Origin of the sequence: Frankia sp. EI5c (genome assembly GCF_001636565.1) — a bacterium.
Classification (GTDB): Bacteria; Actinomycetota; Actinomycetes; order Frankiales; family Frankiaceae; genus Parafrankia.
The window spans coordinates 1-12,542 of record NZ_LRTK01000108.1 but is presented as its reverse complement, the minus strand read 5'-3'; the positions used below and the strand labels follow the sequence as shown (position 1 = coordinate 12,542).

The following is a 12,542-nucleotide window of genomic DNA, read 5'->3' as shown; positions in this document are numbered from 1 at the left end:
GGCTGCCGTGACCGGTGTGCGTTGCGGCACGCTGAACCACGGGCGCCGCCTCGTCCACGTGCACGCCCTGGAGATCGAAACCATCGATGGTCCGGTGCTGCTCAGCCGCTGGCAGCTCGGCGCCGACCCCGAGCGGGTGGCAGCGGTCATCGAGGAGTACCGGGCCCACCTGGGCTGAGGCCCGGCGCCCCTCCGGCCGGCCGGTGCCGGCAGCTCAGTAGGCGCCGAATATCGGCAGACCCAGCGACGAGGTCTTCGCGAGGGCGACGGCGAAGCACACCCCGACCAGCGCAAGCACCCCCGCCGCCTGCACCGCCGCCCGACGAGGCGGGACATAGGCGTAGATCGCTCCGACGATCAGACCGGCGACCAGACCACCGATGTGGCCCCAGTGGTCGATGTTGCTCAGCGAGAAGGTGATCACGAAGTTGAGGACGATAAGAATCAGGATCTGGGTCGTGTTGGCCCGCATCCGCCGGGCGATCACATAGAAAGCACCGAAGAANGCGAAGATCGCGGTGGACGCGCCGAGCGAATACGCCTCAAGCCCGTTCATGGCATAGCTCAGGACGTTCCCGCCGACAGCCCCCGCGAGGAACAGGCCCACCAGTCGCGCCCGCCCGATGATCCCCTCAAGCTGGTACCCGAGCACGAACAGGGCATACAGGTTGATCAAAATGTGCAGGTAGTGGCTGTGCAGGAAGGCCGCTGTGACGAGCCGGTAATACTCGCNGNCGAGGGCGACGTCGAGCCCGCTCAGCAGGTAGTGCCGGCTGAACGAGTTCAGGTCGGCGGCGTTCCGCCNGAGCCCGGGCAGGCCCTGCAGGAAGTACCCGATGACGCACAGGGCGATGAGGATCTGGGTGACCAGGCCCTGCCGGGTGCGCCCGGGCCGACCACCGAAGCTGCCCCGGGCACCCGAGCCGCCCCGGTCCGGGCCCCGAGAGCCGCCGCCGGTCTCCTCCGGGCAGTGGAACCCGACGGCCGCGGGCCGCATGCAGTCCGGGCAGATCGGCCGGCTGCACCGCTGGCAGGAGACGTAGGTCTCCCGGTCCGGATGCCGGTAACAGTGCGGCAGCTGCGATGCTCCCGGCGCGACCGGCGGCCCGGGCTGCCCGGGCAGGAAGGCGCCACCGGGTGGGAGCGGCCCGCCCCACTGCCCCGGCTGACCGGGTGGCGTTTCGGCGGCCCCGCCCTGGGCCGGGGGTGCCACGTCGCGCGGATGCGCCGGGCCACTGCCCGTGTCGTCCGCCGTCGGCTCCGTCACGGCACTACCCGACCCGCCGCACGGCAGAACCCCGAACCTGCCAGCACAACGCCGATGCCGATGCCGATGCCGACGCCGACGCCGGTGCCACCCCTGCCCTCATCCCCGATACCTCAGGCGGGCCGGCGATCGATGACGATCTCCTGCACCACGACATCGGTCTTCGGACGGTCCTGCGGACCCGTCGGGGCCTTGCTGATCGCGTCGACCACCTCGGTGCCGCGAGTCACCTCGCCGAAGATCGTGTGCTTGCGGTTCAGCCAGTCCGTGGCGGCCGTGGTGACGAAGAACTGGGAACCGTTCGTGCCGGGCCCGGAGTTCGCCATCGCGAGCAGGTACGGGCGGTCGAACTGCAGTTCCGGGTGGAACTCGTCGGCGAAGCGGTAGCCGGGGCCGCCGCGGCCGCTACCCAGCGGGTCCCCACCCTGGANCATGAAGTTCGGGATCACGCGGTGGAAGATGGTTCCGCTGTACAGCGGAACTCCGTTCTTCTTCTCGCCGGTGCTCGGGTCGGTCCACTCCCGGCTGCCGGTGGCGAGCCCGACGAAGTTCTTGACCGTCTTCGGCGCGTGATCGGGGAACAACCTGATCTCGATGTCGCCCTGAGTCGTGCGCAGCGTCGCGTACAGCTCCTCGGCCATGGGCCTGCCTTCTCTCCGTCTTTCAACACGTACGGCTTGTCTCGCCCGATCGTATGCCGCGCCNCGGAACCGCACCGGTCACCCGCCGTCGCCGCACCCGCCGCCGGCGCGACCTGCCGGCAGTTCCTCCCNGGCGTTCCCGGACGGCCCCCGACGGCGCACGGACAGCACCGGGCATGTGCCGCAAGCGTAGGTGACACGGCTACCACGCACCGTCGCGTTGTAACGGCCGGCGGACGGGGNACGGGACACTGCACAGATCTTGACGGCGTGTTTCACCTGGGTGAGGGCCCTGGGCGCGCGCCCCACCGAGGCCCTCACCACCGATCGCGTACCTCAACGACGCAGTCAGCGAAGGGATGCCATGAGCACGACACTCAAGGACAGACTGGCGCATGNGACCGATCCCGCGCCGGTGAGCGGGCTCCCCGGCACCGCGCGCACCGTGGCTGATCGCGCCAGCGCCGCCGCCACGAAGGCCGCCTTCAAGGCCGGCAGCACCGCGGGCACCGCGGCGCATGTGACCCGGGACGCCGGCAGCTCGCTGGCTCACCGGGTGACCGACGTCTCCGGCGCGGGCGGGGCCGCCGCGGGCAAGGCGGCCAGCAAGGTCGGTGGCCTCGCCGCCGACAAGGCCTCCGACCTGTCCGGACGCACCGCCCGACGGATCGAGAAGGCACGCTCCAGCGCGGAGATCTCCGCCGAACGCGCTCGGATGGCGACCGAGCTCCGGCTCGAGAAGTCGCGCTCCCGGCGGGCCGTCCGCTCGGAGTCGAAGGCCCGCGAGCGGGCTGACCGGGCGCAGGAGCTGCTGGAGAAGCGGTTGGAGAAGGCGGAACATCGACTGGCCCGGGTGCACCGCCGGCGGCGGCGCGGTTTCCTGGCGCTGTTCCTGATCGCCAGCGGTGCGGCCGCCGCGGTCGCGGGCCGCCGTTACCTGGCGTCGTCCGACGCCGAGGCGATCGCCACCGAGCCGGCGCCGCCGGTACGGAGCAACATCACGGAGGGTGTCGGGCCGGAGGCGACCTCCGGGCTGGAGGAAATGCCGGGCGTGGATGCCATGACGGAGGCCGGCCGCCGCGCCTGAGGGTGCCGGAGCCCGGTCAGCCGACGTCGTAACGCCCNGGTGCGTCCGCCGGCACCGCCGGATTCGCGGGTGCCACCGGGGCGAGGCGTCGGTACGGCGCTCCCGGCGCGGGCCGCGGGTCGGCGTCGCCGCGGTTCGGCCAGAACGACATGGCCCGCTCTGCCATCGCGGTGATGGTCAACGACGGGTTGACGCCCAGGTTCGCAGGTACAGCCGCGCCGTCCACGACATGCAGTCCTGGATGACCGAACACCCTGTGGTAAGGATCGATCACTCCTTGCGACGGATCGTCGCCTAGTGCCGCGCCGCCNAGGATGTGCGCCGTCAGCGGGATGTTGGCCAGCTCGGTGACCGCACTGCCGGGATGCCCGCCCATCCGCTCGGNGATCAGGCGGGTGGCCTGGTTACCCTCCGGGATCCAGGTCGGGCTGGGCTCACCGTGCCCCGCCCGGCTGGTCAGCCAGGACGTCCCGAACGGGCCACGCCGGCGGCTGACGGTCAGTGAGTTGTCCCGGGACTGCATGACCAGGGCGATCATGGTTCGCTCGGACCACCGCCAGGGCATCGTCAGCAACAGCAGGTGCGGGCGGCGCGCCAGCGCCAGGAGGAACTTCACCCAGCGGGGATAGCGGCCGCCGCCGTCGGTCATGGCCGTGGAAAGCAGCGCCATCAGGTTGCTGCCGCGGCCGTAGCGGACGGGCTCCACATGGGTGTGGTCGTTGGGGTAGAAGGACGAGGTGATCGCGACGCCCTGCGTGATCCGACCGTCCGGTCGCGATCGGCTCGCGCCCAGGATCGCCTCCGAGTTCGTCCTGGTCAGATGGCCGAGTCGGGCGGACAGGCGCGGCAGCCGCCCTTCGTCCCGCATGGCGAGCAGGAGGCGCTGGGTGCCCAGCGCGCCAGCGGCGAACACCACCTGCCGGGCCGTCCAGCGGCGTGTGCCCCGCCGGGAGCGCCCACCGGTGCGAAACGTCTCGATCTCGTAGCCGCCCTGCCCGTCCGGGCGAACCGACCGGACCGTGGTGTCGGGCACCACCCGCGCCCCGAGACGTTCGGCGAGGTGGAGGTAGTTGTAGTCCAGGGTGTTCTTGGCTCCTCGACGGCAGCCGGTCATGCACTCGCCGCACTCCACACAGCCGGTGCNGGTCGGTCCTGCGCCACCGAAATAGGGGTCGGGGACGGTCACGCCAGGCTCACGCCCGCCGTCGCGGCCGAAGAACACGCCCACATCAGCCAGGCGGAAGGTGTCGGCGACACCCATGTCGGCCGCGACCGCGCGGAACACCTCGTCGGCCATGGTCATCGACGGGTTGGTGGTCGCGCCGAGCATCCGTTCGGCCTGGTTGTAGTACGGCGCCAGCTCGGACCGCCAGTCCGTGACACCCGCCCACTGCGGATCCGTGTAGAACGCGTCGAGCGGGCGGTAGAGCGTGTTCGCGTACACGACCGATCCGCCGCCGACGGCTGCTCCTGACAGCACCAGCACCCTGCCGAGCAGGGTGATCCGCTGGATTCCGTGGCAGCCGAAGCGCGGCAGCCACAGGTACCTGCGGACGTCCCAGCTCGTCCGGGGCAGGGTCTCAGGGGTGAACCGGCGCCCGGCCTCAATGACCGTGACCCGGTAGCCCTTCTCAGCGAGGCGAAGCGCCGCGACACTGCCGCCGAACCCACTCCCGATCACNAGGACATCACAGTCATGCCNGGTCTCGGTGCGCTCGGTCGNACGTCCGGTCCCGTCACCGTCCATGTGACCCATCANGCGCCGAAGCACCGAACACCGCGGAGCCCGACAGCGCGAAGTACCAGCACCGTTGCCCGACCAGCCGGCCGCCGTCAGGCCGTCGGTCAATCCGGCGGTTTCAGATACGCNCCGTCACCAGATGCCTCCGGCGCCTCCCGTTTTTCGGTCTTCTCCCCNGTTTCGGTCTTCTCCCGTGCCTGTTCCTTCTCCCGTGCCTGTTCCTTCTCTCGTGCCTCCTGCGCTCCGGCAGCCGCGGCGGCCGCGATCGCCGCCAGATCCGGCGGCGGGAGGGGTGGCGTGGCGGATTTCGCCGGTTCATCCGGTTTCTCGGGCTTCTCCGACCGCTCGGACCNGCTGGCGGCCGCCTTCTTCCTGACGGCCGTTGTCACCGAGGTCACCGGTCCAGGTGCCGCGTCCGCTCCGCCGCCACCCGCGGACGGCGCGCCGCCCGAGCCCGGGGCACGTGGCGCCGGTCGCGCGGGGCGGTNCGGTGTTGCTTGCCAGCCGAGGCATGACCTGCAACTGCACTCGTCCACTCCGAGCGGCAACCGGTCCATGCGCCATCGAACGTTGTCCACGACGCCGTCACCGTTGACCCAGACCCCGTTGGCGACGAAGTTCACCAGGTGGGTCGCCAGCTCGGCCGGTGCCCAGTGGCCCTCGCAGAGCACATCGAACACCCGGCGGTTCAGCTCGGCGAACTCCTCTGTCGGGCAGCGGAGCATGTTGGCGAGCGTCTCGATCACCTGGCCGGTCGCCTTCCGGATCTCCTCCAGGGCGGGATCCGGCTCCGGTTCGGGTTCCGGCTCCGGTTCGGGTTCCGGTGCCGGATCGGGCATCCTGCCATCAGGCAGGAGCCAGGGCGAAAGCTCCGGCTGGGTCGGCGAGCTGTCGGGTGGCGCCCACGGTGACGGCTCCGGCTCGGACGCCGAGCCGCCGGGTAGGGCCCACGGCACCGAGTCGGCGGATTCCGCTGACGAGGAACCGGGAGCCGCCATGACGTCGGCCGTCCGGGACAGGCTGGAAGTTGCCGCGGCGCCTGAGGTCGCGGCAGCATCGGAGGGCACGGCAACACCCGAGGTCGCCGTCGCGCTGGAAGCCGTCGCGCTGGAAGCCGTCGCGCTGGAAGCCGTCGCGCCAGTGATCGTCGCGCCGCTCATACCCGTCGCGGCCGCGCCGCTGGGGCCGGCCATGGCCGAGCTGTCGGCAACCGCGTGCAGACGCCCACCGGAGGTTTCGCCCGGGCCGCCCGCCGAGACCGGGCCGCTGGTGCCGGCTACCGGGCCGAAGGGAACATACGAGGTCTCACCCACGGCCGCCGCGCGCTCGTCGTAACCACTCTCGGCAGCCGCCGCCTGCCCGCGCTCGGAATCGGGATCGGTTCGCCCGCGACTCAGGTTGGTGGGCGCGAGTGTGGTCGCGGCCCGCATGTCCGTCACGATTGAGGGCGGCCACGTGCGCGGCTTGCGGCGGATCCGGACGACGCCGTGGCCACCGGCGCCGTACGTCGCCCGCTTGCGGCGCCTGATCAGCGCCGGCCGCTGCGGGGGCAGGGAGGCGGGGCGCCCGCCGGCCTGGCCGGACGCGGGCGTGGACGCGGCTGGTGGGCTGACCGACGCGAGGGCAATTCCCTGCGGGCCCTCCGCAACCGCGCCGTCAGCGCCCTCCGTACCCCGGTCGGCCGGCGCGTCCCGGTCGGCCGCGTCCCGGTCGACCGCGGCGGGCCCGGACTCCGCTGCGGGTGCGCCCCGGGTGGACTGGGTCTCCCCCGCACCCTTCGGCGTTTCCTCCGTGGGTGCTCCGGCGAGCCGGAACCCGCCAGCCCGCGCGACCGCCTCCGGCACGCTCAGCAGATACCGCGTCGCGCGGCCCGCCGCCGGACGGATGATCGTCACCAGCCACCCGGCGGCCCGCAGGGCCGACAGCTGACGCTGGACGTGGGTACGGCTGTAGTTGGTCTGCTCGCACAACAGCGACAGGCCAGGTGAGGTGATGAAGGACCCGGCCGGCGCCGGTGCGCCCGCCGGTTCGGAATNGGTGCAGATCGTGAAGGCAACAAGCTTCATCGCCGGGGTGACGCCCGACTTGGCGTTGAGGAGTGCCTCGTGCCAGTCGGCCATGCTCGCGACCGGCACTCCTCGATCAGGAGTACTGACCATCACCAGCGCGCCGGGAAGGACCAACTGGGTCATGGTGTCGGAAGCCACGTTTCCTCCTTCCNTCAGGTGGCCTGCGGTCTCCCGGTCTCCGGGGCGCTGTGCCCCGCCGGTTCCTCCGCCTCCAACCGACCGTCACGGGGTGACGCCGGCCGGTTGGCGCGTTCGATGGTCTTTGCTACCAGTCGCGGAGGCCCTCCGGTGATGCTGAGAACGCACTGAGTGCGGTCTCGTTGTTGTCCGATCGGTTTTTCGAGCGATTGACCCGGCCGCGTGGATGCCGCCGGGCACGCAAGACCACCATCCGAGAGCGGGACTCGTCGAATGCAACATTGTCATCCGTGACCAGCCGGGGGCTTCTCACACTGATCCCGGNGGCGAAGAGACAAGGATACGCGGGCCTTCGTCCGGGCACGTACGCTACTCCGCCCCATCCCGGGACACGCCGACACTCGTCACCACCCGCCCACGCAGAGAACACAAACTGCTCACCAGGCGTACGGCCGCCNTCTCGCCGGATGCGGACAGACACGCTCCAGGTGAGACTCACGGACAACACAGGGGACACCAGAGCGGCGTCACCGCCAGCCCTTCATTCGCCCCGCCACCCAGAAAAGATCATTTGAGGCCGCCCCGTCCGCACGCGGCGCACAGTGTTCGGGGCGTGACGAGACCTCCATGAGCACACAGCAGAGAGCACATATACGCACGTGCCGTGAGCGCGGAGACGATCCGAGGGAATGTTCTCTTCTGCTCCGCCGCCCGGAAGTGCCACCCAAAACACAACAAACGCGATCTTTAATCGCAATCATCAACAGATGTTGACATCGCGACTTAGCGCCAAACCAACAACGGATTGATGGACAGATCATCGCGAACCCGACCGCGCCATCCACCGAGTGACAACGATCTGCTCCGCGTCGAGCGGGTTTTCCGCGTCCAGGTCGGGTAGGCCGGCATCGTCAGCCTCGGAAACAGCCACCGGTAGATGCGGCGATGGGAGTGTGCATGATCGAGGACGGCCAGGGCACCAGCTCCCCTGACCAGCCGCGGCGCGCCGGCGGAGCCGGCCCTGCCAGGGCCGACGCGGCCAGGGCCGACATCGTCGTCGGCGTCGACGGATCGCCGGGCGCCGAGGCGGCCCTGCGGTGGGCCGTGGACGAGGCGGCGCGGCGCGGTACGCGGGTGCGCGCCGTCCTGGGGTCCTGCGCGGGCGAGCAGCCGTCCGCTGTCCGCCGGTCAGCCGAGTCGGTGGTCGGAAGCCACGACGACGCGACGTTGGCCCAGGCCGCCGGCCAGGTGCTGCACAGGTCCCTGGGCGCCGTGCGCATTCCCCCCGGTCTCGACGTGATCGAGGAGGTGGTCGATGCCCCCGGTAGCGAGGCTCTGCTCACCACNGGGCGGGACGCAGANATGATCGTGGTCGGCANCCGCGGGCGCGGGTTGCTTCATCGGCTGCGGATCGGCTCCGTCAGCGCCTCGGTGGCCGTGCACTCACCAGTGCCCGTCGTGGTTGCACGTACCCCCCGAAAGGGGGATGCCGACGGGGAGCCGTCCGCGCAGCCAGCTGCGGACGACGGATCGGTGCGGGAAACTCCCGGGGCTTCCACCCGCCGGCCGGTGGTCGTCGGCGTCGACGGATCACCCAACTCGCTCGCGGCCCTGCGCTGGGCCGCGGATGAGGCAGCGCTGCGCGGGGCTCCGCTGCACGTCGTGCACGCCTGGCTCGCGGCGGTACCGCTGCCCTTTGCCGAGACCTCGAGCGACATCCTCCAGACCCTCGAAGAACAGGCACGGGTCGTGCTGGACGACTCCATCGAGGAGGTCCTTGGCACGGCGTCCGGATCGACCGTGCCGGACGAACGCGGAGGGCAGCCGGCCGAAGGGGGTGACCCCACGGGTCGGGCGAGATCCGCCCCACCGGGGGCCTCAACGATCGAGATTCACCGGCTGTTGGTCGCGGCAACAGCCACCCGTGCCCTGTTGGAGGAGAGCCGGGAGGCCGAGCTCCTGGTCGTCGGCGCGCGTGGCAAGGGCGGTTTCGCGGAGCTGCTGCTGGGGTCCGTCAGCCACCAGACGATGCTGCACTCGGCCGCGCCGGTAGCGATCGTCCGGGATGTCTGATCAGTCGCTCCGACCGGTCGGCCCGCAGTGGACCGCGGTGAGTTCCGGGGTCAGCTCCTCCCACCGGCGCCAGTCCAGCCCGTCATCGGTGGCGGTCTGATCCCACNGGTTGCGGACGAGCACCCGCCCGGTGCCGACATCAGCGCCGAGGACCGCGTAGGCGTGTCCGGGAACTAGGCCCGATTCGCGGCCGGTACGGCTTCGCGTCAACACCGCCACCACGTCGCCGGCGTCCAGCCGGGCGGCGATGTCCGCGACGGTGGTGCGGCTGGCCGCCTGCCGGGCCGCTTCGATCCCCGTCAGCTGTCGCATAGCCGTGGCGGGATCACCCCCTTCGAGGCCCGCGTACCCACCCACCAGCCGCGCGTAGGCCTTCTCGTACAGGGCTGGCCACAGTTCCGGATCGCCGTCGAGGTTGTTGGCATCGGCGCCGATCTCCTCCCCCGTACCCGCCCGGGTCGGCAGGTCCCGGGTGACCGTGACCTCGACCGGCCCGGCCGCCCCGGCCATGCCGTGGAAGCTGACGGTGACCGTGCCGTTCGGGTTCTCACTGNGACCCCGGCGTAGCGCTCCCGGGTCCGCCCGAGCGATGCCGANGAGCGCGACGAGGAAAAAGCAGTCGCCNAGCCTGCCCTGACCGACGTCCGACGGAGTCGCTCCCCGTACCCAGACCGGATCTCGGGTGTGGTCGCGAAGCGTCAGGCCCGCGCCCGAGAGCAGGCCGCCGGGGCCNGGAAAACTCGACCAGGACGGACCGCTCGTGGCGGGCTCGAGTTCTGGGAACGCCCGCACGATCTCGCCGACCATCGAAGGCGGCGCTCGCCGCAGGATCAGGTCGGCGAGCCTGATGACCGCGGGCAGGAGCCCCAGCGTGCCCAGGTCGACCCTGGTCGGCGCCATGGCGACCGCTGCGGCCAGCACCGCCAGCGGACGGCCGCGCAGCCGGCCGACCACCGCCTGCTGGGTGGCCGGATCCAACCGGGCGAACCGGGTAGCGATCTCCCCCAGGTCGCGCACACCGAGCCGGAGCGGACTCGTTCCGATCACCGCCGCCAGCTCGGCCGCGACGGCGGCCGGATCAGCGGCACCGGACCGGGCCGTGTTCCGCGGTGCCGGGCTGGCGCCAACCCCGCCCCAGGGGGAGTCGAAGGAGATCACCTCCCCGGCCGCGAAGCGCGCCATGCGGAGATCGATGGCCTCGGCCATCGGGCCTGCCTCGAGTCGTACGAGGTCCAGGCCGAGGCAGGCCCCCGCGGACCGCCCGACCGAGCCCAGCTCGGCCACCAACCGGGTGGCGTGCTGCCCGGCGACCCGCAGCCGCCGCGCCAGCTCCGCGAGCAGCTCGGGAGCGAAGATCACCTCCGCATCACCCACCCCGCCCGAGGATGCGTCGTCCCGCCACGGGTTACCTACCCCAACCTGCCCAGCCGGCTCTACCCGCCGCCGCTCTGGGCCGGCGGCAGCGCGGTCAAGCGCGTCCGCCTGTTCCCGGGCCCGGCGCGCGCCGGCCACCAGAGCGGAGACCCAGTCGCGGATGCGCTGATGACAGCGCCGCTGCCAGGGCGATCGCCAGGACCGAGGCCCGTCGAGGGCGAGCACCGGAGCCAGCAGGAGCAGGCTCTCCGCAGCCACCCGGCGCAGTGTCTGGGCGGCCCCGCGCAGGCCCGCCGGGCCTCCGTCGGACAAACCGGCCCCGATGACCGGCACCACGTCTCCCACGGGGCCGCGGCCCACGCCACCGAACATGATCACGAGCCTAGCCGGCGAGAAACCCTCCAACCGAAATCATCGGAGAGAGGCAACAGAGGGTCCACGACGACGAACGGTGGGCAGGTGCCCCAGAGCGCGGAGGATCGCCAGCGACCAGCGGCCGGCCCGCGGCGGCCCGCCACGATCCGTCAGAGGCCCGCGGCGGCCATCACCCGCAGGCAGCGGGCCTCGAGGTAACTGACGGTCCGCCAGTACTCGCGGAACGCCGGATTCGTGGTCTGGCCGTGGTGGTAACGGAAGTAGATCTGCTGGGCGATCACGGCGAGCCGGAAGAGCCCGAACACCTCGTAGAAGGGCCAGCGCCCGACGTCCAGGCCCCGCCGGGCACCGTAGTACTCGACGATCTCCGCCCGGGTGGGCATCCCGGGGCTGTGGCTGGGCTGCCGCCGGGTGAGGCGGAAGATGTCGTCGTCGTCGGCCTGAATCCAGTAGGCCAGTGCCCCGCCCAGGTCCATCAGCGGGTCCCCGACCGTCGCCATCTCCCAGTCCAGCACTCCGCTGATGCGCGGCAGGCCGTCATCGTCCCGCCGGGAAACGTCGAAGACCACGTTGTCGAGCCGGAAGTCGTTGTGGATCAGACAGGCGGCGACGTCCTCGGGCGCGTACTCGGCGAGCCAGTTCATCACGGCCTCGAACGAGGGGACGTTCGGTGTGCGGGCCTGCCGATAGCGCCGCGTCCACCCGCGGATCTGCCGGTCCACGTAGCCGTCGCCACGCCCGAGGTCCAACAGCCCGTGGGCCGCGGGATCGATGTCATGCAGCCGCACCAGCAGATCGACGACCTTGAACGCGAGTTGCCTGGTCCGGGCGGGATCCAACGTCAGCGAGCGCGGGAACTCCGAGCGCGGGATGACGCCGACCACCCGCTCCATCACGTAGAAGTCCGAACCGATGACGGTCGGATCGTCGCAGCAGGCGATCATTCGCGGCACGTAGGGAAACGCCGGGCGCAGTCGCGCCTGTACCCGGTACTCCCGGCCCATGTCGTGCGCCCCGGATGCCTTCCGGCCCCGCGGCGGGCGACGCAGGACGAGATCCCGATCCCGGTAACGAAGCAGGTACGTCAGATTGGACGCGCCGCCGGAGAACTGGCGGACCTCGGGACGGCCCGGTGGCGGCACGGGCGCCGCCTGCCCCGTCAGGTACCGACGCAGCCAGTCGTCCACTGCGGCTGTGTCGAGCGCGTCCTCGCCCCGCACCGGACGTGACCCAGCCAGATCCTCCACGGCCATCCGTCGAGCCTAGTGCCGCCACGACGCGAAGGCTCCGGGGCCATCCGTTGAAACCGTTGCGCCACAGGCGGTTCCGGCGTCAGGCCGGCCCCGGCGGCTCGGCGGCCTCGGAGAACTCCCGCGGCGGGGAGTCCTCGTTCGTCCCGCGTACCTCGACGGCGGACGGTCGCTGTTCGGGTAGATCCATTCCTCCGTCGGCCTCGGCCCCCGCACCACGGGCGACCGGAACGGACGGCGCCAACCGGTCGGACGGATCTGACCGCTGGGATGTAACTGACCGCTGGGATGTAACTGACCGCTCGGACGTNACTGACCGCTCNGACAGATGGGCGGTGCGCTGCCGTCTCGCCGGCAGCAGGCGGGCCGGTACGAGTACGGCTCGCAGCCGGGCCTGCGTTGTTGGCCGGGTGAGCACGACCGCCGCGGCGACCAGGCCGCCACCGATGGCCCCGTCGAGCCAGTAGTGGTTGGCGGTGATCACCACGACGAAGACGGTCAGGATCGGATGGAGGAGGACCAGCCAG

5 protein-coding genes and 10 pseudogenes are annotated in these 12,542 nt (G+C 71.3%); 3 read left to right on the top strand and 12 right to left on the bottom strand.

Features of this window, described 5'->3' with window-relative positions; genetic code table 11:
- Positions 1-7: 7 nt before the first annotated feature.
- Positions 8-178, top strand: a complete 171-nt coding sequence (locus UG55_RS27915) for a PH domain-containing protein (RefSeq protein ID WP_255360535.1) — start codon at positions 8-10, stop codon at positions 176-178.
- Positions 179-214: 36 nt separating this feature from the next.
- Here UG55_RS27915 and UG55_RS43635 read toward each other — a convergent pair.
- The 9 genes and pseudogenes from UG55_RS43635 to UG55_RS25045 all read right to left on the bottom strand — a co-directional run.
- Positions 215-505: pseudogene (locus UG55_RS43635) on the bottom strand (rhomboid family intramembrane serine protease); the annotation flags it as partial.
- 1 nt (position 506) lies between these two features.
- A pseudogene (locus tag UG55_RS43630) lies at positions 507-732 on the bottom strand (rhomboid family intramembrane serine protease); the annotation flags it as partial.
- Between the two features lie 73 nt (positions 733-805).
- Positions 806-1,267 (bottom strand): annotated as a pseudogene (locus UG55_RS43625) (rhomboid family intramembrane serine protease); the annotation flags it as partial.
- A gap of 113 nt (positions 1,268-1,380) precedes the next feature.
- Positions 1,381-1,697, bottom strand: a pseudogene (locus UG55_RS43620) (peptidylprolyl isomerase); the annotation flags it as partial.
- A 1-nt stretch (position 1,698) separates the two neighbouring features.
- Positions 1,699-1,908, bottom strand: a 210-nt coding sequence (locus UG55_RS43615) for a peptidylprolyl isomerase (RefSeq protein WP_242425087.1), incomplete at its 3' end; no start/stop codon positions are given.
- 1,125 nt (positions 1,909-3,033) lie between these two features.
- A pseudogene (locus UG55_RS43605) lies at positions 3,034-3,305 on the bottom strand (GMC oxidoreductase); the annotation flags it as partial.
- Positions 3,306-3,380: 75 nt separating this feature from the next.
- Positions 3,381-4,138 (bottom strand): annotated as a pseudogene (locus UG55_RS43600) (GMC family oxidoreductase N-terminal domain-containing protein); the annotation flags it as partial.
- Position 4,139: 1 nt separating this feature from the next.
- Positions 4,140-4,676, bottom strand: a pseudogene (locus UG55_RS43595) (NAD(P)-binding protein); the annotation flags it as partial.
- 548 nt (positions 4,677-5,224) lie between these two features.
- Positions 5,225-6,706, bottom strand: a pseudogene (locus UG55_RS25045) (hypothetical protein); the annotation flags it as partial.
- Positions 6,707-7,888: 1,182 nt separating this feature from the next.
- On the opposite strand from UG55_RS25045, the pseudogene UG55_RS43590 reads away from it, so the two are divergent.
- Both UG55_RS43590 and UG55_RS43575 read left to right on the top strand, forming a co-directional pair.
- Positions 7,889-8,289, top strand: a pseudogene (locus UG55_RS43590) (universal stress protein); the annotation flags it as partial.
- Positions 8,290-8,322: 33 nt separating this feature from the next.
- Positions 8,323-9,016, top strand: a 694-nt coding sequence (locus tag UG55_RS43575; protein WP_242425085.1) for a universal stress protein, incomplete at its 5' end; no start/stop codon positions are given.
- A 107-nt stretch (positions 9,017-9,123) separates the two neighbouring features.
- Here UG55_RS43575 and UG55_RS43570 read toward each other — a convergent pair.
- The 3 genes and pseudogenes from UG55_RS43570 to UG55_RS25030 all read right to left on the bottom strand — a co-directional run.
- Positions 9,124-9,569: pseudogene (locus tag UG55_RS43570) on the bottom strand (C2 family cysteine protease); the annotation flags it as partial.
- Positions 9,570-9,641: 72 nt separating this feature from the next.
- A partial coding sequence (locus UG55_RS45775) for a hypothetical protein (protein WP_255360534.1) occupies positions 9,642-9,718 on the bottom strand: 77 nt, incomplete at its 3' end.
- Positions 9,719-10,914: 1,196 nt separating this feature from the next.
- The gene (locus tag UG55_RS25030; RefSeq protein WP_242425083.1) at positions 10,915-12,018 is read right to left on the bottom strand and encodes a phosphotransferase family protein; all 1,104 of its coding nucleotides are present in this window, start codon (positions 12,016-12,018) and stop codon (positions 10,915-10,917) included.
- Positions 12,019-12,542: the final 524 nt, after the last annotated feature.